Annotated in this window: 17 protein-coding genes and 1 pseudogene; 8 read left to right on the forward strand and 10 right to left on the reverse strand. The window is 61.5% G+C overall.

Going from position 1 to position 23,859, the window contains the following annotated elements:
• Positions 1–239: 239 nt before the first annotated feature.
• The 3 genes and pseudogenes from DDF78_RS08245 to DDF78_RS08255 form a co-directional block, all read right to left on the reverse strand.
• A complete protein-coding gene (locus DDF78_RS08245; protein WP_152581333.1) occupies positions 240–542 on the reverse strand; it encodes a YhbY family RNA-binding protein in 303 nt (100 codons plus the stop codon).
• Positions 543–739: 197 nt separating this feature from the next.
• Positions 740–1,159: a hypothetical protein gene (locus DDF78_RS11990; protein WP_152581332.1), complete on the reverse strand. Its 420-nt coding sequence runs from the start codon at positions 1,157–1,159 to the stop codon at positions 740–742.
• A gap of 173 nt (positions 1,160–1,332) precedes the next feature.
• Positions 1,333–1,971 (reverse strand): annotated as a pseudogene (locus DDF78_RS08255) (sigma-70 family RNA polymerase sigma factor); the annotation flags it as partial.
• 149 nt (positions 1,972–2,120) lie between these two features.
• On the opposite strand from DDF78_RS08255, the gene DDF78_RS08260 reads away from it, so the two are divergent.
• The 6 genes from DDF78_RS08260 to DDF78_RS12125 are packed head-to-tail and all read left to right on the forward strand — an operon-like array spanning position 2,121 to position 8,141.
• Positions 2,121–2,873, forward strand: coding sequence for an exonuclease domain-containing protein (locus tag DDF78_RS08260; RefSeq protein WP_152581331.1), 753 nt, complete (start codon positions 2,121–2,123; stop codon positions 2,871–2,873).
• Between the two features lie 14 nt (positions 2,874–2,887).
• Entirely contained in the window at positions 2,888–4,573 is a 1,686-nt protein-coding gene (gene murE, locus DDF78_RS08265; RefSeq protein WP_152581330.1) for a UDP-N-acetylmuramyl-tripeptide synthetase, read from the forward strand.
• Positions 4,574–4,577: 4 nt separating this feature from the next.
• On the forward strand, positions 4,578–5,822 hold the full coding sequence (locus tag DDF78_RS08270) for a carboxylate--amine ligase (protein ID WP_152581329.1): 1,245 nt from the start codon (positions 4,578–4,580) through the stop codon (positions 5,820–5,822).
• Complete coding sequence (locus DDF78_RS08275; protein WP_152581328.1) at positions 5,819–6,541, forward strand: aspartate/glutamate racemase family protein; 723 nt, start codon at positions 5,819–5,821, stop codon at positions 6,539–6,541. The genes DDF78_RS08270 and DDF78_RS08275 overlap by 4 nt, the downstream gene beginning before the upstream one ends.
• 49 nt (positions 6,542–6,590) lie before the next feature.
• A complete protein-coding gene (locus DDF78_RS08280; RefSeq protein ID WP_237564608.1) occupies positions 6,591–7,877 on the forward strand; it encodes an ATP-binding protein in 1,287 nt (428 codons plus the stop codon).
• Positions 7,878–8,141, forward strand: a complete 264-nt coding sequence (locus DDF78_RS12125) for a hypothetical protein (protein WP_152581327.1) — start codon at positions 7,878–7,880, stop codon at positions 8,139–8,141.
• A gap of 85 nt (positions 8,142–8,226) precedes the next feature.
• Here the strand turns inward: DDF78_RS12125 and DDF78_RS08290 are convergent, their stop codons facing one another.
• The 3 genes from DDF78_RS08290 to DDF78_RS08300 all read right to left on the reverse strand — a co-directional run bounded on the left by DDF78_RS08290 (position 8,227) and on the right by DDF78_RS08300 (position 14,888).
• Complete coding sequence (locus DDF78_RS08290) at positions 8,227–9,363, reverse strand: glycerate kinase (RefSeq protein ID WP_152581326.1); 1,137 nt, start codon at positions 9,361–9,363, stop codon at positions 8,227–8,229.
• 185 nt (positions 9,364–9,548) lie between these two features.
• Positions 9,549–13,283: an AAA family ATPase gene (locus DDF78_RS08295; RefSeq protein WP_152581325.1), complete on the reverse strand. Its 3,735-nt coding sequence runs from the start codon at positions 13,281–13,283 to the stop codon at positions 9,549–9,551.
• Between the two features lie 15 nt (positions 13,284–13,298).
• Positions 13,299–14,888, reverse strand: coding sequence for a bifunctional folylpolyglutamate synthase/dihydrofolate synthase (locus tag DDF78_RS08300; protein ID WP_152581324.1), 1,590 nt, complete (start codon positions 14,886–14,888; stop codon positions 13,299–13,301).
• Between the two features lie 329 nt (positions 14,889–15,217).
• Between DDF78_RS08300 and DDF78_RS08305 the strand changes: the two genes are divergently transcribed.
• Together DDF78_RS08305 and DDF78_RS08310 are read left to right on the forward strand one after the other, a co-directional pair.
• Positions 15,218–16,816, forward strand: coding sequence for an aminopeptidase P family protein (locus tag DDF78_RS08305; protein WP_152581323.1), 1,599 nt, complete (start codon positions 15,218–15,220; stop codon positions 16,814–16,816).
• A gap of 18 nt (positions 16,817–16,834) precedes the next feature.
• Positions 16,835–17,356 (forward strand): NUDIX hydrolase, encoded by a 522-nt coding sequence (locus tag DDF78_RS08310; RefSeq protein ID WP_152587869.1) that lies wholly within the window; start codon positions 16,835–16,837, stop codon positions 17,354–17,356.
• A 232-nt stretch (positions 17,357–17,588) separates the two neighbouring features.
• On the opposite strand, the gene DDF78_RS08315 is transcribed toward DDF78_RS08310, so the two are convergent.
• From DDF78_RS08315 to DDF78_RS08330, 4 genes are all read right to left on the reverse strand, one after another.
• Positions 17,589–19,325, reverse strand: a complete 1,737-nt coding sequence (locus tag DDF78_RS08315; RefSeq protein ID WP_152581321.1) for a dipeptide ABC transporter ATP-binding protein — start codon at positions 19,323–19,325, stop codon at positions 17,589–17,591.
• Positions 19,318–20,481 carry an ABC transporter permease gene (locus tag DDF78_RS08320; RefSeq protein WP_152581320.1) on the reverse strand — a complete coding sequence of 388 codons (1,164 nt, stop codon included), beginning with the start codon at positions 20,479–20,481 and terminating at the stop codon, positions 19,318–19,320. The genes DDF78_RS08315 and DDF78_RS08320 overlap by 8 nt, the downstream gene beginning before the upstream one ends.
• A 2-nt stretch (positions 20,482–20,483) precedes the next feature.
• Positions 20,484–21,509 carry an ABC transporter permease gene (locus tag DDF78_RS08325; RefSeq protein ID WP_237564614.1) on the reverse strand — a complete coding sequence of 342 codons (1,026 nt, stop codon included), beginning with the start codon at positions 21,507–21,509 and terminating at the stop codon, positions 20,484–20,486.
• Between the two features lie 462 nt (positions 21,510–21,971).
• Positions 21,972–23,600, reverse strand: a complete 1,629-nt coding sequence (locus tag DDF78_RS08330) for an ABC transporter substrate-binding protein (protein WP_152581319.1) — start codon at positions 23,598–23,600, stop codon at positions 21,972–21,974.
• Positions 23,601–23,859: the final 259 nt, after the last annotated feature.

Genomic DNA, 23,859 nt, shown 5'->3' on the forward strand with positions numbered 1-23,859 from the left:
CAACCGAACGGAAATAAAGCATTACGGCTCACACTTTTCGATGCTGCCGAAAAAAGTGTGAGCCAAACGAACAGCATAAATAGTAGCTTTGAGCCATGTCAACGGCAGAAATTCAATGATTCCGCTCGCAAGAATCGAACATGCAATGTTCGTTTCGGCTCACACTTTTCGATGCTCTTCAAAAGAGTGTAAGTCAGCCACGGGAAGCGACTGCTTCCGCAGCGCATTATCGCAGCGCGCTACCGCGCCAATTCGATATGCTTGACGCCGTCCTTGTCGCTGCGCCGGAACAGCACGAAGCGATGGCCGATGACCTGGACGAGCTCGGCTCCAAGACGCCCAGCCAAGTCCTCCCCCGCTTCGCGCGCATCGACGGGGCAGCCGTCCTGCACCACGCATTTGATGAGCTCATGGGAGTCGAGCGTTTCGGCGGCCTGCGCGGCCGTGGCCTCGCCAGCGCCGCTCTTGCCGATCCAGAGCATGGGCTGCAGCGTGTTCGCCTGCGAGCGCAACTGCTTGGTCTGCTTCTTGCCTAATGTCATATGTTTCTTGTCTCTTCCATATCGTTTCCGGAGTCATACAGTGTTTGTCATACAGTGTTTTCTGGCGTCATACAGGGTGTCATAGAGTTGGTACGATGCCAAATCCAAGACTCTGTGAACCGCACCCGAGCCGCCTATTCACGAAACACCGATTGTAGCGCATCCCTTGCCCGCAGCCGTCTGTACCAGCATGCCCGCTACCGTGCGTCGCTGCGCCCGTCGGTAAGGTGGTTCACCTCGCAATACCGATCCAGCGTCTGACTGAGTCGTGCAATGAGGCAATCCGGGGCAATCTGCGGACGAAGATAGGCACGCAGCGAACGAATAAGCGCCTTCTCGCGCGCATCGCAGCACGAAGGGTCGAAGCATTCCTCGCCATCATGAAGACCGTCGTGGAGACCATCATGAAGGTGCTGATGGGCGTAGTCATAGTCATAGGCCTGCGAACGCAGCTGTGAGGCCAGCACCTGCGTTCCGGGAATCGCCGCAGCGCTCTCTTCGGTGATCGCGCCGCTGATTCCGGCAGTCACCTCGGTGATCTCCACCTCAGTGCGCGTCACGCCCAAGCCAGTGCTCCGTGTGATACGGATATGGCGATGGCCCATCGACTCGCTCATGCCTGCTCCTTCTTCACAGTATCTTTTACAGCTCGATCTTCTACAGCTCGGGTTTCTGCAGCCCTGTTTCCCACGACTTGGTTCTTCACGACGCCACCTTCCGCGATACTGCCTTCCGCGATACCGCCTTTCGCGATATCGCTCACAACCGACGAAGCGTCGCTCTCCCTCTCATTATGACCGCTCGGCGCTATTCCAGGGTTCGCGGATGGTGAACTCGCCACCTGCTTGCGTGCGCTACGGCCATCGGCGTCGCCATACCCGCGTTCGCTCGCATACGTCGCCAGTTCGCGTTTGAGCTGGTTGCGGGCGCGGTTGAGCCGGCTCATCACCGTGCCAATCTTGATGCCCTGTTCATCGGCCACCTGCTGGTAGGACTTGCCGTCGATCGCCGTGTCGATGAACACCTGCCGCCGCTCGGGACTGAGCTTGTCGAAGGCTCTGAGGATCTCATCGGGGGCGAAGTTGTCGAGGTACTCCTGCTCGGCGGAGCGCAGTCCTTCCGAGGAATGCTCGGCGGCCGAATAGATGTCCCAGTCGTCGTATTCGCCGGTTGAATCGTTCGCGCGCTTTGGACGACGCTTCGCCTTCGCATACTGGTTGAAGTAGGCATTGCGTTCGATCGTGATCATCCACGCTTCGAAATTGCTGCCGGGCTGGAAGCTGTCGAAGGCCTTGAAGCCGCGTTCATAGGCATCCTGCACCAAGTCCTGTGCGTCCTCGGGATTGTTGGTCAGCTTCATCGCCTGGCGGTACAGCGCATTGACGGCGGGCATGGCAAGCTTCTCGAAGCGCGCGCGCTTGTGCGCCATGGTCTCAGTCTGCTCGTTCGTCACGCACACCATTCTATGCACCCGCTAGCTGACGTTTGGCTGGGGGTATGTCGAAGCTGGTGACACGCTAACGGACACGCCGCCTGCCGATTCGTCAGCGCACCGCTTTGTCGGTTTGCTGGCGCACAATGGCTCTCATGACCGCTTCTTCTGACGCACTTGACGCCGCATTGTCGGCGGCCCCCGAGCAGGGCGAGGACACCACGCTCCCCGATTCGCTGCTGCTCGGCTTCGACACCGAAACCACAGGGACCTATGCCGGTCGCGATGCCATTGTTTCCGCCACACTGGTGCTGCGCGACCCGAGCGCCGGGTACGCCGGCGACACGGTGGGCGAATGGGTCATCAACCCGCATCGGCCAATGAATCCCCGTGCGAGCGCGGTGAACGGCTTCACCGACGAATTCCTGGCCGAGCACGGCGAAGAGCCTCAAGAGGCCATCGCGCGCATCGCGCAGCTCATCGAAACCGCGCAGTCCAAGCACATCCCGCTGCTGGCCTATAACGCGCCCTTCGATGTGCGCATGCTCGAAGGCGACCTGCACCGCTGGAAGCTCAAAACCCTGCCCAGCGGACTGCTCGTCGTGGACCCGCTGGTCATCGACCGGGCGATTTCGAAACGCTCGGGCAAGCGCACCTTGGAATACACGACCGAATACTATGGCGTCGACCCGCACGGCGACTTCCATGATGCCACCGCCGACACCACCGCCGCCGTCGATCTCATCGCGCCGATCAGCACGCTCTACCCGCAGATCGGCCATCTCACGCTCGCGGAGCTGATGGACTGGCAGCGCAACGCGCACGCCGCATGGCGCGACAATTTCAATGCCTGGCTGGAGCGCAAGGGTCGCCAGCCCGTGCGCGATACCTGGCTGTAAGGGAGACCAGCCGAATGTCTGCAGACCGCTCCTCGTTATCTTCATCTTCTTCCGCATTGTCTTCCGCTTCATCGTCCTCTTCCCCTACGTGGCCTTCCTCGCCGGCGTCTCCACTGACTCCGGCCACAGCGGTCGCCCTGCTGCAGCAGCACCACCTGCTGCACGAAATCATCAACGGCGAACGCTGGACCTTGGACGTCCAAGCGATTCCGGACGCCGACACGCCCTTCGACGCGGTTACCTATGACACGCGCGAGGTCAGGCCCGGCACACTGCTGTTCATCAAAGGACAGTTCCGCCCCGAATTCCTCGAAGCCATACCCGCCCAGACGCTGCGCTGCTACGTGGCCGAAACCGACTACTCGACCCACACCGACGCGCCGGGCATCATCGTGAGCAACGTGCAGCAAGCCATGAGCCTGCTCGCCGCGGAATTCTATGGCCGGCCGCAGGAGCGCATGATGCTGATCGGTATCACCGGCACCAAAGGCAAGACGACCACGGCGTATTTCGCACATGCGATTCTGAGCGCTGCTTCGCATGGCAAGGCCGCCCTGTCTTCCTCGCTCGCCCGCTGCCTGGACGGGCAGCACTTCGAGCCTTCGCATCTGACGACGCCGGAATCGCTGGATCTATTCCGCATGATGCATGAGGCTGCGGATAACGGCATGCGCTATTTCGTCACCGAGGTCTCGTCGCAGGCCTACAAGCGCAATCGCGTGTTCGGCCTGACCTTCGACGTCGGCGCGTTCCTGAACATCAGCCCGGATCACATCAGCCCCATCGAGCACCCGACCTTCGAGGATTATTTCCATTGCAAGCGGCAGCTGGTGTCCAACAGCCGCACGCTGGTGCTCGGCGCCGACTGCGACCATGCCGATCTGCTGCGCGAGGATGCGGCCTCGCAAGGCGTCGCCGTCACCTCGTTCGCGCTGCACGATCAGGCCGCTGGCCTGTCGACACCGGCCGATGTCGTCGCCGTGGATGACGACGCGAATCCTGGGGCGTTCAGCGTGCTCGTTCGCGGAAAAAAGGTGCAGGACTTCCAGCTGTCCATGCGCGGCAAGTTCAACATCGCCAATGCCCTGGCGGCCATTGCCATCGCTCTCGAAGCTGGTGTGAGTCCTGACGACACAGCGCTGCAAGCCGTCAATGACGTGCAGGTGCCGGGGCGCATGGAGCGCTTCGTCAGCAGCGACGGCATCATCGCGTATGTCGATTTCGCGCATAACTATCTGAGTACCAAAACGCTGATTGACGAGGTCGAACGGCAGTATGCAGGCCGTAACCCGCGCATCGTCGTGGTCGCCGGCTCCACTGGCGGCAAGGCGCTGGACCGGCGCGAGGGCATCGTCAAAGGCGCGCTGGGCCGGGCCGAATCCTTCGTGTTCACCACCGATGACCCGGACCGCGAGGATCCCGAGGAAATCGCCAGGCAGATGAGCTCCTATGTGACCGATCCGCAGGCCATGACGCGCATCGTCGTCGATCGCGAGCAGGCGGTCGACGCTGCGCTGCAGGACGCCCGCGAGCATCCAGACCGGCTCAATATACTTATGCTTATCGGCAAGGGCAATGAGACCGCCAATACCATCAACGGCAAGCCGGTCTCCTACCCCGGCGACGCTGAGGTAATTACCAGACTGTTCGCGCAGTCAACCGGCATGCGAACGGCATGCGCGGTCCCCGAGGTAAGGTAACGGCATGAAGCAATTCCAACCGATTCTGCTGGGCAGCGACATCAATGCCTACGGCATGGCGCGAGCCTTCCATGAGGAGTACAGGCTCGTATCCACGGCATTCGCGCATTTCCAGCTCTCGCCGACCAAGTTCAGTCATATTCTCAACATGCATATCGTCCCCGGTTTCGGCGAGCCGGAAACCTTCCGCGCCACCTTGCTGGATTACGGCAGGCGCATGAAGGAGCAGCACCCGGACACGATGCTGCTGGTGATACCGTGCGGCGATCTCTATGCGAATCTGCTGAGCCAATGCGGCAGCGAACTGCACGAATACTTCGTCTTCAACACGCTCGACCAGGCGCTCAACCGACGGCTGAGCCTCAAATCGAGCTTCTACGAGACCTGCGAGCAGTACGAGCTGCCGCATCCGGCCACAAAGGTCGTGTCTGCCCAAGGCGTGTCGCGCGGCGACTACCGCGAGCTGCCCTTCGATTACCCGGTCGCCATGAAGCCTGCGGATAGCGCGCTGTGGCTCGATATCGACTTCCCCGGCCGCAAGAAGGCCTTCGTCATCAACGATCCGGACGAACTCGACACGCTGATTCGGCGGTCCTACGAGGCGGGATACGCCGGCGACATGATCATCCAGGACTTCATTCCCGGCGACGACAGCCGCATGCGCGTGCTCAATGCGTACGTCGATCAGCATCACCGCGTGCGCATGATGTTCCTCGGCCACCCGCTGCTTGAGGATCCCACGCCCGAAGCCGTGGGCAACTACGCGGCCATCATCCCCGACTACAACGAGCCGATCATGCTGCGCATCAAGGATTTCCTTGAGGACATCGGCTATCAGGGCGTCGCGAACTTCGATATGAAATACGACGAGCGCGATGGCGAATACAAGCTCTTCGAGATCAATCTGCGCCAAGGCCGCAGCAGCTACTTCGTCACGCTCAACGGCTGCAATCTGGCGCGCTACTTCGTTGAGGACCTGGTCGAGGACACCGCCTTCGATGGGCAGCCACTGCTCGCGCACGGCTCGAAGCTGTGGATGGAGATACCCCGCTCGATCTTCCGCGATTACGTGCGCGACGGCGAGGACAAACAGCGCGGGCTTGCAATGATCAAGCGCGGCGACTGGGGCACGACCTTGGAATACCGCAAGGACATGAACCCGACGCGCTGGCTGATGATCCGCCACATGTTCTCGATCTACAAGAAGCGCTACGCGCAGTACTTCAGCCATAAGGAGGACCTGGCATGAGACGTCCCTTCTTCGCCGTGCTTGGCGGCATGGGCACGCTCGCCACGGAAAGCTACATCCGCCTGGTCGATCAGCTCACGCACGCGCATACCGATCAGGAATATCTGGACTATGTGGTGTTCAACGACGCCGCCGTGCCCGACCGCACCGCCTTCATCCTGGGAGAGAGCGACGAAAGCCCTGTGCCCGCGCTGTTCGATGACATCGACAAGGCCAACGCGATTGGCGCCAGCTTCATCACGCTGCCGTGCAACACCGAGCACTATTTCTTCGATGAGCTGCAATCGCGCGCCGACGTGCCGATTCTGCATATGCCCAAGCTCGCCGTGGCGCACATGCTGCAGCGCTACCCCGTGCACGACCATCCGCACGTAGGCTTCATGGGCACGCGCGGCTCCTGCTCCGCAGGCATCTACCGAGGCGAAGTGGAGTCGGCCGGGTACGCCTATGTCGAGCCGGACGAAGATCTGCAGCAACGCATCGACACGCTGATTTACGACGAGGTCAAGGGCGGACTGCCGCTGAGCAAACCACTGTATCGCGGCGTCATCGAGGAGTTCCTCGACGCAAACGGGCCATATCGTTGCAACGCGGTCATCCTGGGGTGCACCGAGCTTTCGGTGTTTAATGAGGCGTTCCCACTGCCCGAGCTGCCCATCATCGACGCGCAGGAAGTGCTGGCCGAAGAAACCGTGGCAAGGGCCAAAGCGCTGCTGTAGCTGCTACACTGGCGGACAATGGCAAACACTGGACCGGCAGGGAGGCGATATGGCTATGCGTATTGAAGACTTGCAGTCCGGTGAATCCAAGAACCTTGAGTTCAAGTTTGCCGTGCCATCCCGCAGCATCAATTACACCAAAATGGCTGTCTCTTTCGCCAACGGCCAAGGCGGGCGCATCTTGTTCGGCATCGAAGACAAGACGCTTCGCGTGGCTGGGATTCCTGACAGCACAGTGTTCTCGGTCATGGATTCCATCTCCAACGCGATTGCAGACAGCTGCGAGCCGCTCATCATCCCGGACATCGCCATGCAGACCTTGGACGGCAAGACCGTCATCGTCGCCACCATCGCGCCCGGCCCGCAGCGGCCGTATTACATCAAGTCGTTGGGCCGCGACCAGGGCACCTTCGTGCGCGTGTCCGGCACCACGAGGCTGGCCGACGCCCCTACCATCAAGGAACTGATGTTCGAAGGCAGCAACCGCAGCTTCGACAAGGAGCCCTGCCTCGATCTGTCCATTACCGAGGATGACATCGCGGCGCTATGCACATCGCTGACGGCTGCCGCCCGAGGCAACGCCGATGATCCTGAGAAGGTAAGGCCGGTAACATCGCAACAGCTCAGGTCGTGGGGCGTACTCGCAGAGCGTCATGGAACCTTTGTCGCAACGAACGCCTATGCAATCCTTTCCGGCAGCGAACCTCTGAATTTCGCCGTGCAATGCGGCGTGTTCAAAGGCGACACGAAGGCGATTTTCGTGGATCGCCGCACCTTCACCGGCTCTCCTCAGGAGCTCATCGAGGAAGCCTATCAATACGTGCTCAGGAACATCCACTTGGGGGCGCGATTCCAAGGCGTATATCGCAAGGATGTCTACGAAATCCCGCCGGACGCGATTCGCGAGCTGATCGTCAACGCGCTCGTTCACCGCAGCTACATCGACCATTCCAGCGTGCAGGTCGCCATCTACGACAACCGCTTGGAAATCACTTCCCCGGGCCGTCTGCCGCTCGGCCAGACCATCGAAAAGATGAAGCAAGGCTACTCCAAAGTCCGCAACGAGGCTCTGGCCACGGCATTCGAATACATGGGCTTCATCGAGCATTGGGGTAGCGGTATCCCCCGCATCCTCACGCAAGTTCAGGAAGCAGGGCTTGCAGCGCCCGAATTCCTCGGCGGCGACACCGAGCTGCGCATCAATATTTATCGGCAACCGGAGCAGGGTGGCGCTGAGGACGGTGCGGGATTGGTGCGGGATGCTGATGAAAAGTTCGCGACGAGTGCGCGATTAGTGCGCGATAGCGATGAAGAGCGCACGCAAAGTGCGCGATAAGTGCGCGATTCTGAAAATGATGCCATTAAGCCGCAACTTCTGACTGATCAGCAACGCGCCGTCATTGATCTGCTGCATCGGCAATCACATATCAGCACCTCTGATGTGATTCGTAGTCTGGGCACACGCCGCCGCCGTGCACAAGACGTGCTCAGAGAACTTTTCGAACTCGGTTTAATTCAAAGAGTCGGAGCTGGTCCGAACACGAAGTACGTGCTTTCCGACGTATTTACCGATACAAAGCAAGGACCGTTGCATAAGTAATGCCTTGATGCTGCCGCTCTTACCGCCAGTATTGCTCCTCGACTTAGCGCTAGTCGAACCGCTGCCTATGCGGACTCACGCAACCTCACACAAACAGCCGGGCGGCGTTTTCGGCGGTTCTTGACAGGTTTATTTGGGCCTGCTCTGGGGCGATGGCTTCTTCGAGCGTGCATACGCTGGGTAAGATGTCGAAGATGGCGTCGATGCCTGAATTGTAGAGTTGTTCGATTCCTTCGCCGACATTGCCTGCCAGCGCGACTACCGTGCAGTTTGGCGCAACTTCTTTCACTGCTTGCGCCACGCCCACTGGCGTTTTGCCGTAGCGGGTCTGGAAGTCAATGCCGCCTTCGCCGGTGATACAGTACTGTGCTCCGGCGGCTTTGGATTTCAATCTGGTGGCGTCCACAACAAGATCGACTCCGGAGCGCATGGTGGCGTTCGTGAAGGCCAGGAATCCGGCTCCCAGTCCCCCGGCGGCTCCTGCGCCCGAAAGCTGTTCGACATCGCGTCCGGTCTGCTCGCGGATGATGCGCGCATAATGCGCCAGACTCGCATCCAGTAGCTCGATCATCTCTGGCGTGGCACCTTTTTGCGGACCGAAAACATGCGAGGCCCCGTGCTCGCCGGTTAACGGATTCGTCACGTCGGATGCCAGATTGATGGTGATTCCGCTGAGTCTTGGGTCAATATGCGAGCAATCGATGGTCTTGAGATTAGCAAGCGCCGCGCCACCATAAGGCAACGGATTGCCTACGCCGTCCAGCAGCTTGACGCCCAACGCCTGAGCCATGCCCGCCCCGCCGTCGTTGGTAGCGCTGCCACCGAGCCCGATGATGAGCGTATCGACACCGTGGTCAAGCGCGTCGAGCATCAACTCTCCGGTGCCGTAGGTCGTAGCAGTCAGCGGGTTTCTAGTCTGCGCATCGACAAACTGGATGCCGCTGGCGGCGGCCATCTCAATCACGCCGGTATGCCCGTCGCCGAGCAGCCCATAGGCGGCATCCACAGACTTGCCGAGAGGCCCGGTAACCCGTGCGCTGACGATTCGCCCGCCAGTCGCGTCAACCAGGGACTGCACGGTGCCTTCGCCGCCATCAGCCATAGGGACCATAACGCATTCGGCATCAGGCTGCGCACGAAGCACGCCGCGTCTGATGGCCTCAGCCGCCTGCCGCGCAGTGAGCGACCCCTTGAACGAGTCCGGAGCAATAACGATTTTCATGCTCGTTCCCACCTTTTCCGCCGTTCCGCTGCCTGACAAAGCCACTCCAACCACTATGTCTTCATTGTGCCTTGTATCCAGTCTAAATGTCAGAAATAACGCATTATCCAATGAACTATGTCTTGTTTCTGCCTTCTATAGCCAGTAAATGTCACAAACAAGACATAGTTCATGCAAAACCGCCATTACTGCACAGCGCTATCACCCATATGTTCCAACCGCTGACTCATGACCGCTGTCACTCCATCAGCACGCATGGTAATGCCATATAAGGCATCTGCGATAGACATGGTGCGCTGCTGATGGGTAATAACAATCAGCTGGGCGTGCTCGCGCAAATCTTCGAAGGCATGGAGCAGGCGGATGAGGTTGATGTCGTCGAGCGCGGCTTCGACTTCGTCCATGACGTAGAAGGGGCTGGGGCGGGCGGTGAAGATAGCGAAGAGCAGCGCCAGCGCGGTCAGCGAGCGCTCGCCACCCGAGAGCAGACTGAGCTGCTTGACGCGTTTGCCGGCCGGGCTGGCCTCCACGATCACGCCGGTGGTGAGCATATCGTCCGGGTTCTCCAATCGCAAGCGACCGGTACCACCGGGGAAAAGCGTGGCGAAAACCTTGGCGAAGGCTTGGGCCGTATCGTTGAAGGCTTTGGCGAAGACCTGGGTCATGGTGGCGTCGAGGTCCTTGATGAGCTGCATGAGGTCGTCGCGGCTTTTAGCCACGTCGTTGCGCTGATCGTTGAGATATTGGTTGCGTTCCTGCAGCGAATCGTATTCCTCGGTGGCCAGCGGGTTCACCTTGCCGAGCGCCTTGAGGTCGCGGCGGGCCTTGTCCAACCGCTTGACCTGCTCCTCGCGCACATAGGGCACGGTTTTGTAGCGCGGCGCTTCCTCCGCAATAGCCTTATCCCCGCCTTCCGTATCAGCTTCAGCAGCCTCGTCTTCAAGCACAACAGGCTGCCCTTCGTCGTCAAGCACGGGAACCGGCTGCTCGGGCCCATACCCGGATACGAGTTCATCCACGCCCATGCCCAGCTCGTCGGAAATCTTCTGCGTGAGCTGCCCGTGATTCGCCGCCAGCCGCTCACGGTCAACATCCAACGCATGCTCGCGCTGCTGCAATTGCGCCACCTGCGGTTCGAGCGCATTGCGTTGGGATCGCAGCGATTTAAGCTCGTCGTCATGGCTGGATGCCGCACGCTGCAATTCCTCGCGTTTGGCGGCGACGGCGTCCAAATCACGATGCACGAGCTGCGCCACAGCGAGCGCATCGGCTGCCACCTGCTCGACCTTTGCTGCCTGCTGACGGCGCGTTTCGTTCAGTGTCTCCAACCGGGCTCGTCTGGCAACCGCTTCCTTGGCGTTGTCATGCAGCAATCCAGCCTGCCGTTGCAGCGATTCGCCCTTGCGCGTCGCCTCGTTCCATGCGAGTTTCGTAGTGATCTCATGCTCATGGGAGGCGGTCAGCCGTGTTTCGAGCTCATGCTCACGGTCAGCAAGCTCATCGAAATCATCCTGCCCATCCGTCGACTCCTGCGCCTGCGCCAACGCACGGCCTAAATCAGCAAGCTTGAGTTCATGCGCCTCGCCGTCTTCTGCGGCAGCGGAGCACTTGGTTTCAATGCCGTTCAACTGCCGCGTCAACGCCTCCACCCGCTGCTGCGCGGAGTGCAGTGATTGCTGCGCCTGCTGCGCTTTCATTCTGGCCTCGGTGCGCTGCTGTGCCGCAGCATCAACGGCAAGACGCGCCTGATCCCGGGCCTGACGCGCCCGCTCGACCTCGTTCTGCAACTGCGCGAGCTGTTTTTGCAAGGCCTTCACTTGGCCTAATGCCTTGTCGCGACGCGCCGCCAGCGACAGATCGCTTTGCGACAGCGACGACCCGCCAATCGCACCGACACGGTTGATGACCTCGCCTTCGCGCGTCACCGCCTGCCGCCACAAACCGCTGCGCACCGCCCGCGCCGCATCCTCGCGGCTTTCTACAACGCATACGTCGGCCAGCAACGCACGCACCGCAGCGACCACGGCACGAATCTGCTGCTCACCGTCATCTCGCGATGGATTGACCGACACCAGTGCGGCAGCTGAGTGTGTGGCACCGCGTGTTGGCGTGCCTTGCGGATGTTCGTTCTCCGCGTCAATATCCACAGCATCAGCGTTTTCAAGCGCCGCACGGTCCGCATCAGCCCCAGCGCCATCGCTCTTGACCATTGGCGCATTGTCCATTGGCCGCAGCAGCACCGCCTTGCCGAGCTGGCTATTCTTGGCGCGTTCCAAGGCTTGCAGCACCGCATCGGCATCGGGAACGACGATGGCGCTGGCGAATTCGTCCAAGGCATGCGCGACGGCCTCCTCCCAGCCATCAGCAACATGGATGAAATCAGTGAGCCGGCCCAAGGCGGCGATATCGCCATCGCGTTCCAGCGCCCCTGAGGCGTTGCGGCTGTCCAAAGTGTCATTCAGCGCATCGGCCTTGGCCTGCTGCGATATGATCTCACCATTGACCTTGCGCAGCTTGTCTTCCTGCGATGCCAACGATTCCTGGCATTGGCGCAGTTGCTCGCGGGCCGCGTCCAGTGCCTTGCCATCGTCATCGCCGATCTCGGCGGTTGACTTGCTCAGCTCGTCATATTGCGCCTGCGCGGCGTCGCGCTGCGCGGCGATATCCGTGCGTTGCGCCGTGAAATCGGCGGCGCGGGTATGCGCCAACTGCACAGCCGACTCCTCACGCGCCACCATTTCGCGCAAGTTCGCCACGCGCGTCTCGCGCTGCCGGGCGTTGACACGCAGCTCGGCCAACGTCTGACGCAGCGAGGCAAGCTGCTTCTCGTCGCCAGCACGCTCCTCGACCGCCTTGTCATAGGCAAGCCGCGCTTCCTCGACGGCATGCTGCGAAGCCTGCGCCTGCCCGTCAAGCTCAGCTGCGCGACGTTCCAGCAACTCCGAATCCTCGCCGAAATTCGTCACGATCTGCGTCGTCAACGACCGCGCACGCTCCTGCGCGAGCTGCGCCAGCGACCGCAGCCGCTCTTCGATGCCCGCAAGCTCATGCCACGTCTGATTGGCCTTGACGATGGCCGGGCTTGCCGCAGAACCCAGCGCCTCTACCTGCTCGATGCGTAGCCGAATCTGTGCGAGCTCGCGCTGCTGCTGCGTCAGCTCGCCGCGAATGCCAGTCAGTTCCGTGCGCAGCGATTCGCGTCGTTGCAACGATTCGATCGTGTCCTCAGCATAGATGCGCGATTGCGCGTCGCGCAGCGAGACCTGAATGCTTTCGGCGCGACGCGAGATACGCGCCTGCCGTCCCAGGGGCCCGAGCTGCCGGTGAATCTCATGCAGCAGATCGTCAAGCCGCGACAAATTGGCCTCGGTATTCGCCAATTTGCGCAGCGAACGCTCCTTGCGCTTGCGATGCTTGAGAATGCCCGCAGCCTCCTCGATGAAGGCCCGGTGCCCGCTCGGATCCGCGCGCAGAATGGCGTCAAGCCGCCCCTGCCCCACGATCACATGCATCTGCTGGCCGAGGCCAGTGTCAGACAGCAGCTCTTGAATGTCGAGCAGGCGGCAGACCGTGCCGTTAATCGCATATTCCGAGCCACCGTTGCGGAAAATCGTACGGCTGATCGTCACCTCGGCATAGTCGATGTCGAGCGCGTGATCCGCGTTGTCGATCGTGAGCGTCACTTGTGCACGCCCGAGCGGCGGACGGCTCGACGTACCGGCGAAAATCACGTCCTCCATCGACGTGCCACGCAGATTCTTCGCACCCTGCTCCCCCATGACCCAGGTCAGCGCGTCGACGATATTCGACTTGCCGGAGCCATTCGGGCCCACAACCGCCGTAATCCCCGGCTCGAAGCGCAGGGTGGTGGCGGAGGCGAAGGATTTGAACCCCCGCAGGGTCAGTTCTTTGAGGTACATGTCGCAGCCCGATGCTCAGTTTTCAGTCGGTGACGGTGACGATGACGACGGCGTTGGGGACGATGATGCCGTTGGGGACGACACCGACGACTCCGGATCGGTTTCATCATCCGTTACGGAATCCCCGTCCGGTGTAGCTGAGCCATCCTCCGCAGCATCCCGCGGCTCCGGCTCCACCGCCGGCTGATGTACCCGCTCGGCCTTCGTGCGCTGCAAATCAGGATCGACCTGCTCCTTGAGCAGCGTGCGGGCGTCGCCTGCGGTGACGAAGCTGCCGGCGACGAGCACGCCGTGACCGTATCCCACGCCCAGCTCATCCTCGGCATCCACCATATCGACAGCGGTCTGAATGGCGTCGGGCAGCTCATCGACGCGCGTGACGCGGTCGCGCCCGAATACGTCCACCGCGATCTTCTCAAGCTCCTCGGCGGGCATCACGCGCTCGCGCCAGGAGTTCTCGGTGACAACCACATGGCTGAGCAGCGGCTCAAGCACGCCGAGGTATTCCTCCACCTGCTTGTCCTCCATCATGGCAATGACGCCGACGAGCTGCTTGAAGTCGTAGTTCTCTTCGATGGCGCGACGCAGCGCTTCGGCCGCATTCAGATTGTGCCCGCCATCGAGGATGATGGTCGGCGAGGTGCGAATCTGCTCGATGCGCCCCGGAATCTTCACGCCGCTCAGGCCTTCGGCCACCAGGTCGCCGTCGAGCACGCCATTGACAGGAATGACCGTTTCGGCCGCAGCCAGCGCAGCGAGCGCGTTATGAGCCTGATGCTCGCCGAATTTGGCGACCGGCACATCCTCATAGGTACCGTTGGGCGTGCGCATGGTCACCACCTGGCCTCCCACGGCCAGCGTGCGGGCGACGACTTCCATCTCGATGCCGTCACGCACCAGCGTCGCGTGGTTCTTCGCCGCAGCGGCTTCGAGAATCGGCATGACCTTGTCCGCATGCGGCTGCGCGCCGATGATGGCGGTGCATCCGGGCTTGATGATGCCTGATTTCTCAGTCGCGATCTGCTCCACAGTGTCGCCGAGCCACTGCATATGATCCATATCGACCGGCCCGATAATCGCCGCGTCGCCGTCGAGCACATTTGTCGCGTCCCAACTGCCGCCCATGCCCACTTCGACCACGGCGACATCGACCGGCGCATCAGCGAACTTCCAGATGGCCATAGCGGTGAGCACTTCGAAGAAGCTCATCTTCGGCTTGCTCTGCTTCGCCATCGCAGCGTCGACAAGCTCCACGAAATCCCTGATCTGCTCCCAGGCGTCGATGAAATCGTCGTCGCTCAGCTGCTGGCCGTCGATCGCGATGCGCTCGTTGATGCGCTCAAGGTGCGGCGAGGTGTACAGCCCGGTGCGCATGCCGTACGCCCGGCAGGTGGCTTCGGCCATGCGGGCCGTCGAGCCTTTGCCATTCGTGCCGGTGATGTGGATGATGCGGAAGGAATCCTCCGGGTGACCCAGCAGGTCGAGCATCATCGCCATGCGGTCGAGATCGAGATTCGTGGTGTTATGCTCCGTGGGGCGGCTCATGATATCGCGTTCGACCTCGCGGATCGTAGTCTTGCCTTGGTTCGGATGCTCATATGACATGCTGTGCGTTACCCCTCATCTCTCTACTTGCCTCACACGCTTCACAATCTTTCCTATTCTAGGCGAGCGGGTGAACCAGCGTTCGTTTCATCCGACGGCGAGCAAGACGTAAGAACGTTGCGCTTTGTACGCCATAGCGACCTTACCGTACGAAATGCTACGCAAATTCGATGCACAATGTGACGAAACGTACGTCAGCATCTTGTTAGCGGTCGAAAGACGACGCGCGGACAATTCAGCTGGCGCAAACGGGCATCACACGCTGTTAAGCTGCTCGAACTACGATGGACTGCATATGCAATCACGCATGCGAATGAATGGAGATATGAATGGGCGACGTCGTGACCGACAAGGACAAGGAATACGAGGCACAGGAGGCTTCGCAGGCACCGGGTGCCGATCAGCCGATGCACGATCGGACAAACAACCGCACGCTGCGCCCCCGCAGCGACGCCTTCCGCGATTTCATGACGACCGGCTGGGACAATCAGGAGCCCGACATCAAGCCGCTGGAATCCAGCACGTATATTCCCGCCCGGCTCGAAGCACTCGGCAGGCAGTTCCCCGGCGAGCGGCTGGTCATCCCGGCCGGCCAGCCCAAGGTGCGCAACAACGACGATGACTACGCCTTCCGCCCCGATTCCGTCTTCTCGTACTACACGGGCCTCGGCCAGGATTACGAGGCCGGAGCCGTGCTGGTGCTCAATCCCATCGACCCCGCCGATCCGGAGGCCAAGTCCGGCGCGACGCATCATGCGGAGCTCTTCGTGCCGCCCCGCGCCGACAACAGCACCGAGGACTACTACGCGAACGCGCATTACGGCGAGTACTGGGTCGGCCCGCGCGCCGGGCTCAAGGAGCTGCATGCGATGACCGGCTTGGAGACGCATGACATCGCGCAACTAGCTGACGCAATCGGCAAGGATGTCGGCGCCGAGGCCGGAGCCGTGCGGGTGCGCGCGATTCGCCAGGCCGACCCGGAGGTCACCGGCATGGTCGAAGCGGCGCGGCAGGCCAACGGATTCGCCGACCCTGGCGATAACGCCGCCGAGGATGACAAGCTGCTCGAATACGCCTCCGAGGCGCGACTGGTTAAGGATTCCTTCGAAATCAACGAGATGCGCAAGGCCATCGCCGCCACCAAGAAGGGCTTCGACCGGATTCTGTCCCGTCTGCCCGAGGCTGTCGGCAAGCCGCGTTCGGAGCGCATGCTCGAAGGCGCGTTCAACTCCGTGGCCCGCGAGGAGGGCAACACGGTCGGCTACGACACCATCATCGCCTCGGGCAAGGATGCGCCGATTCTGCACTGGATGCGCAACACGGGCATGGTGGGCGACGGCGAGCTGCTGCTCATCGACGCCGGCGTGGAGGTGGAAAGCCTGTACACGGCCGATATCAGCCGCACCTTCCCGGTGAACGGCACGTTCACGCCGTTGCAGCGCAAGCTCTACCAGACGGTGCTGGACTCCCAGCAGGCCGGCTTCGAAGCCGCGCAGCCCGGTGCCACCTATTCGGACATCCACCATGCTTGCATGCGGGTGATTGCCGAACGCTTGCATGACTGGGGCATTCTGCCGGTCGACGTGGAGGAGTCGCTCTCCCCCGAAGGCCAGCAGCATCGCCGCTGGATCGCCTGCGGTGTGGCCCACCATCTCGGCCTTGATGTGCACGACTGCGCGCAGGCCCGCTACGAGTCGTATCAGGGCGCGAAAATCACGCCGGGCATGATTTTCACCATCGAGCCGGGCCTCTATTTCGCGCAGAACGATCTGCTGCTGCCGCCCGAGCTGCGCGGCATCGGCATCCGCATCGAAGATGACGTCCTCATGACCGAGCACGGCCCCGAATGGCTTTCCGCCGGCATTCCCAAGCAGATCGAGGATGTCGAGCAGTGGATACATCAGCAGTCCTCTGCACGCACACGCTAACGACCGCAAGGAATCCCCATGCCAACACCGCAATTCGTACTCGATCTGCGCAAGAAGATCGGTCATCAGCTCCTCTGGATGATCGGCGTGACCGCCTATGTCGAGGACGCTGATGGCCGGGTACTGCTCGGCCGACGCGCCGACACCGGCGAGTGGGCGCTGGTGTACGGCATCAACGAGCCGGGCGAGGAGCCTGCCGATACGGTGGCGCGCGAAATCAAGGAGGAGACCGGGGTCGATGCGATCGTCACCGACCTGGTGTCGGTGAAATCCTCATCGCAGGTGGTGACCTACGCCAACGGCGACCGGACGATGTACATGGATCATCTGTTCCTATGCAAGCCCGACCCGCAAGGAAACTCGGCCGCCTTCGTCGGCGACGAGGAAAGTCTTCAGGTGGGCTGGTTCGCGCCCGGCGAGCTGCCCCAGCCACTCGCCGCCAGCACCGTGGGGCGCATGGCGTATGTCGAGGAGTATCGCCGCCGGCTCGCGCAGGGCAACCCCCGCGCTTTGTTCACGTTCAACGGACAGGCCGTCTGATCGGCCGTCTTTGCGCGTTGCCTCGCATTGGCAGCGTACGTTTTCCGGCACGTTTGCTGACTCCGTATTGGAAAACGTACGCTTAGTCGATGTCAGTGTACGTTTTCCGATACGCACATCGTTCCCATGACAGAAAACGTACGCTGACGTACCGGGCTGCGGCGGATAATCAGCGCACAGACACCCAGTGCCCATGCCCAATGCCCGCCGCACCCGCGCAACCCGATTGCCCTTACACCGCCTCGGCGGCCAGCGCGTGCAAATGCTCGCGATGCGCCCGCTGCTCGCGCGGATCAGGCACCGGCAGCGAAGCGAGGAGCTTGCGCGTGTAAGGATTCTCCGGGCGTTCGATGACCTGGTCGGCGTCGCCATGCTCGACGATGCGGCCCTGATGCATCACCATGATGCGGTCGGCGAGCATATCGACAACCGCGAGATCGTGGGTGATGAACAGGCAGGCGAAGCCGATTTCGATCTGCAGCTTCTTGAACAGCTCCAGCACTTTGGCCTGCACCGACACATCGAGCGCCGAAGTCGGCTCGTCAGCGATAAGCAATGACGGCTTCAGCGCGAGCGCCCGGGCCAGCGAGGCGCGCTGGCGCTGGCCGCCGGAAAGCTCGTGCGGGAAGCGGTTCATATACGCTCTCGGCAGCTGGACCATTTCGAGCAGGTCGCCCACATAGTCCTTCGCATCGGCCACCGACGAGTACTTGTGATGCACGAGCAGCGGCTCAGCAACGTTCTCGGCTATGGTCATCAGCGGGTCGAAGGAGCTTCCCGGATCCTGGAATACAAATCCGATATCGGCGCGTTTGGGCTTGAAGTCGCGTTCCTTGACGCCGTTCATCTCGACGCCGAGCACGTTTAGCGAACCGCCGGAGACCTTTTGCAGGCCGGCGATCGCCCGCCCGGTCGTGGATTTGCCGGAGCCGGACTCCCCTACCAAGCCAAGCACTTCGGAGCGGTGAATCGTGAAGTCGACGCCGTCGACCGCCACAAAATCAGGCTGCATGAGACGCCCGGGGTAGGTGATGGTCAGGCCCTTGGCCTCGACTGCGACCGGCTCCTGACGCCAGTCGGACGAGCGCTCGAGCGCCTTGCCTTCGTCGTCGTGCACCGTGAGCTGCTGCCCGATGCGCGGCACCGCCGCCAGCAAACGCTGCGTGTACTCGGCCTGCGGATGGTAGAAGATCTGCTCCACATCGCCTTGCTCGACCACATGCCCGCGGTACATGACCACGACCTGATCGGCGATGTCGGCGACCACGCCCATGTTGTGCGTGATGATGAGCACGCTGGCACCGAACTCGTCACGAGCCAGACGCAGCAGGTCGAGTATCTCGGCCTGCACGGTCACGTCGAGCGCGGTAGTCGGCTCGTCCGCGAGGATAAGCCCGGGATTGAGCACAAGCGCCATCGCAATGACGATGCGCTGCTTCTGCCCGCCGGAGAACTGGTGCGGATAGTAGTCCACACGGGTCTCAGCGTCAGGGATGCCGACTTTCTTGAGAATATCGACGGCTTTGGCGCGCAGCTCCTTTTTATCTTTTAGGCCATGTGCGCGCAGGCCTTCTTCGATCTGCCAGCCAATAGTGAACACAGGATTGAGCACGGATCCCGGCTCCTGGAACACCATCGCAGCCTCATCGCCCCGCATACGGCGCAGCTGCTCGCCGGACAGCGCCAAGGCATCCAGCTCGCCGGTGCCGTCACGACGCGCGAGATAGACCGCGCCCGAAGTGGCGGCTGTCACCGGCAGCAGCTTGATGATCGAGCGCGCCGTGACGGATTTGCCGGAGCCGGATTCGCCGACCACGCCGACGACCTTGCCCTTCGGAATCGTGAAGTCGACGCCGTCAATGGCCTTGATGGAGCCGGCGTCAGTCATGAATGACACGCTCAGATCGTCGATGCGAGCCAGCTCATCCTTGCCTAGATGCGGCGTCGCCGTAGTTGTGGTTTCACTCATCACGCGCCTCCTTTTCAGTCGTTGCGTCTGCTCTGTCAGCGCCGCCAGACTCCTCGTCCGCAGCCGCCGCAATGCGCAGGGATTCCAGCTCCGCCGCCACCTCGTTGGCTTCGCCGGGCTTCTCATTCGGATCGACCGACGTGTCTTCGATGGACCCGACGACCTCGCCTGCAGACTTGCGCGCACGCAGCCGCGGATCGGCCAGGTCATTGAGCGATTCGCCGACCAGCGTGATGCCAAGCACGATGAGCACAATGGCCAGCCCCGGGAAGATGGCGGTCCACCAGATGCCGGCGGTCACATCGGCCACCGAGCGGTTGAGGTCGTAGCCCCATTCGGCTGCGGCGGTCGGCTCGATGCCGAAGCCAAGGAAGCCCAGCCCCGCCAGCGTCAGAATCGCCTCGGAGGAGTTGAGCGTCAGGATGACCGGCAGGGTGCGCGTCGAGTTCCTGAGCAAATGCTTGGTCATGATGCGCCAGGTCGAGGCCCCGACTACCTTGGCCGATTCCACATAGGCCGATTCCTTGATGCGGATGACCTCAGCGCGAATCGTGCGGAAGTACTGCGGAATATAGACGACCGTAATCGAAAGTCCGGAGGCGAGAATGCCCCCCCACAGGCTCGACTGACCGCCGGAGATAACGATGGCCATGAGAATCGCCAGCAGCAGCGAGGGGAAGGAATAGATGGCGTCCGCGATTACCACGAGCACGCGATCCACCCAGCCGCCGAAGTATCCGGAGACCAGGCCCAGCAGCACGCCGGCGAATATGGAGAGCAGCACTGCTATGACGATGGCGATCACTGCGGTGCGCGTGCCCCAGACCGTACGGCTGAACACGTCGAAGCCGCCGACCGTGGTGCCCCAGATGTGCCCGGCGCCCGGCGCACTTTGCGTCGGGAATGCCACGCCGTTCGCACCCTTGATCTGCGAGAAGCCGTATGGCGCAATCACCGGAGCGAAGATGGCGACCAGCAGGAAGAACGCGGTGATGACCAGTCCGGCCACCAGCATGCCCTTCTGCCAGCCGACGGCGATGGAGAGGTCCTTCGCGAGCGGCAGCCGGGACAGCCACGGCACGGGCTTGCGCACCTTGAGATTGTCGAGTCGTTCGTCGCCGGGGACCGTAACGGTATTCGCTGTATTGTCGCTCATCGTCAGTACCTCACTCTCGGGTCGATGAGGGCGCTGATCACGTCCACGATGAAGTTCACCACGGACACGATGATCGCGATGAGAATCACGATGCCCTGCACGGCGACGAAATCACGGGCCTTGAGATAGTTGGACAGCATGAAGCCCAGGCCCTTCCATTCGAAGGTCGTCTCGGTCAGCACCGCACCGGCGAGCAGCATGGCTATCTGCATGCCCATGACGGTGATGATTGGGATGAGCGCCGGCTTCCACGAATGCTTGGACAGCAGCCGCTTCTCCGAAACGCCACGCGAGCGGGCGGCCTCGATATAGTCGGAATTATACGTGGAGATGACATTCGTGCGCACCAGCCGGATGAACACGCCTGCGGTCAGCAGCCCCAGCGCCAGCGAGGGCAGCACGGCATGCGCGAGCACATCCAGCAGGACATGCATATCGCCCAGCTGCAGCGCATCGATGATGTAGAGCCCGGTCGGCGAGACCAGCCGGTTGAACTGCATATCCGTGGACAGCGAGGAGCGCCCGGAGCTCGGCAACACGTTGAGCCAGGTGGAGAACACCAGCTTGAGCACAAGCCCCAGGAAGAACACCGGCGTGGCGTAGCACAGGATCGCGAAGACCCTGATGCCCGCATCCGCGCCGTGGTCTCGGTGCTTGGCGGCGATGCGCCCCAGGCCAATGCCTACAACAAGCGCCACGATCAGCGAAAGCATCGCCAGCTCAAGCGTAGCCGCGCCGTAGTGCACCAGAATCGAGCTGACCGGCTGGTTGTCGGTAAGCGTGGTGCCCAGGTCGCCGTGCAGCAGATTGCCCAGATATTGAAAATACTGCACGATAAGCGGACGGTCGTACCCGGCATCATGGATGCGCCGCTGCAGCTCCTGCGGGCTCAGACGGCCGCCCTGGGCCGCGGAGATCGGGTCGCCCGTAGCGCGCATGACGAAGAACACGACGGTGACGAGTATGAACACGGTCGGGATGATCAGCAGGAATCTGGTGACGACGAAGCGGAAGAATCCGCCTGAGATCCTGTTCTTCTTAGGTTTTTCGGCAGCTTTGGCCGGCGCTCCGGATGGTTGTTCCGGCGGCCCTGCGACCGGATTCTCGGGCGGTTTCTTCTCCGCCTCGTGTCTGGCCAACGGCTCAGGCACGGCTGCGGACTGTATGGCGCTCTGCGACACTTGGAGCAGCTCCTTCAATCAAGGAATAATCAAACACAATAATCAAACAATCAGTTAATCAGTACAGGTAATAACTTCGTCAGGTAATAACTCAATCAGTTCATACCATGACATAAACACGATATAAGCACAGGCGCAATTGCAAACACAACCACAAGCGCAGCCAATGCAGCAATGCCGGGGCCTGTGCGCTGCAAGCGACAGACCCCGGCATCATTGCTAGTTGCCCTGCTGGTCAGGACTTCGTCTCTGCGACGCCTAGGGGCGGCACGGTCATGGGGACCGCGAACGCCCTCAGGCAGCATGAGTTCAGGACTTGGTCACCGAGGCATAGCGGAAGCGGAAGGACGCATCAAGCACCACGCCCTTGATCTTCGTGCTGGTGGCGGCGACTTGGTTGCCCTGCAGCAGCGGCAGCGTCGGCAGATCCTTGGTCACGAGGGCCTGAATCTGCTTGAGCGTCTGCTCGCGGGCGGCGGCGTCGGTCTGGCCGGCCTGCTTCGCAATCAGGTCGTTGACCTCTTTGTTCGCATAGCCGTTGTTGACGAAGTTGCCATCGCGGAAGAACGGGGAGAGGTAGTTGTCTGGGTCCGAATAGTCCGGGAACCAGCCGAGCTGATAGACCGGGTAGCTGCCGTCGGAATCTTTGGTGACGACGCGCTCCTTGTTGTACTGCGTCCACTCGGTCTGCTGCAGATCGACCTTGAACAGGCCGCCGGTTTCAAGCTGCGACTTGACTGCCGCGTACTCGTCGGACGAGGAGGAGCCGTAGTGGTCGTTGTTGTACTGCAGCTTGAGGTCCACCGGCGAGGTGATGCCCGCGGCGGCGAGCGTCTGCTTCGCCTTGTCCAGGCTCGGCTTGCCACTGCCATCGCCATAGGCCGCCTTGAGGGTGTCCTCGTGGCCGGCCAGCCCGTCAGGAATGTAGGAGAACATCGGCGTGTAAGTGCCCTTGTAGACCTTGGTGGCCAGCTCCTGGCGATCGACGAGGTCGGCGACGGCCTGGCGCACTGCGGATGCCTTGGCCGGGTCGGCGTCAGGCTGGGACGCGCCGAAGGGCTGGATCTTGAAGTTGAAGGTCAGCATGCGAGCCTCGCCGCCTGGGCCTTTGACGATGTCGATCTTCTTGTCCTTGGACAGGTCGCTGATATCCGTAGGCGTGAGCGAGCGATAGGCGATGTCGACCTGGCCCTGCTGCACCGCCATCTTCAGGTTCGAAGCGTCGGCGAAGTACTGCACCTGCACGGCGCTGTTCTTGGCCGGGGTCAGGCCCTGGTAGGAGTCGTTCTTGGCGTAGGATGCCGTCTCGTTGAGCTTGAACGAATTGAGCTTGTACGGCCCTGCGAAGGCATCGGCCTTGACGATGGCGTCCGCAGGCGTGAGCTTGTCGGCGGAGAAGACCTGCTCGTCGACGATGGGGCCTGCCGGGCTGGACAGCACCTGCGTCAGCGTCACATCATGAGGCACTGCATCATTGAAGACCACGGTCGTGGGATCGGGCGTGTCAACCGAGGAGATGTTGGCCAGCAGCGAGCTGGGGCCGTTCTCGTCGTTGATCTTCTTGATGCGGTCGATGGAGAACTTCACATCGGAGGAGGTCAGGTCATGGCCGTTGGCGAATTTCAGGTCCTTCTTGAGCTTGACCGTGAACTTGGTGCCGTCGGCGCTCCACGTGCCGTTGTCCGCGGCGATGTCAGGGCTGAGCTTCGCCGTGTTGTAGTTCTGCGCATACAGGAACGGGAACACCTGAATCTGCACGGCGTAGGAGCCGTTGTCATAGGAGCCGGCCGGGTCGAGGCTGACGACCTTATCGGTGGTGCCGATGGTGATGGCGGAACCGCTGCCTGCGGAACCGCTGTCCTTCACGCCGCCGCATGCGGCAAGCGAGGCAAGCGTCGCGATCGCTGCGAACGCTGCCAGAGTCTTCTTGTACTTCACTGCTTTCCTCTCTATCGATGAGCTATCTGCTGTGTGTATCGGATCGAGCCAAACCACGGCCGGATCACATGGCCCCGTGTCGGGGCCGGCATCCCACTGAGTATAAATGACGTGTCGTTACCCGCAAGTTTCGCCACAGGCGTGGCGCGACGACACGCGACTTGCAAGTGACACACGCGACTTGCGTCAGAGAATTAACTCGATTAACCTATACTGTGAGTTCTGATTCAACGAGGAACGAATTCGATGCCAAAGCTCT

It is taken from the genome of Bifidobacterium tibiigranuli (genome assembly GCF_009371885.1).
Classification (GTDB): domain Bacteria; phylum Actinomycetota; class Actinomycetes; order Actinomycetales; family Bifidobacteriaceae; genus Bifidobacterium; species Bifidobacterium tibiigranuli.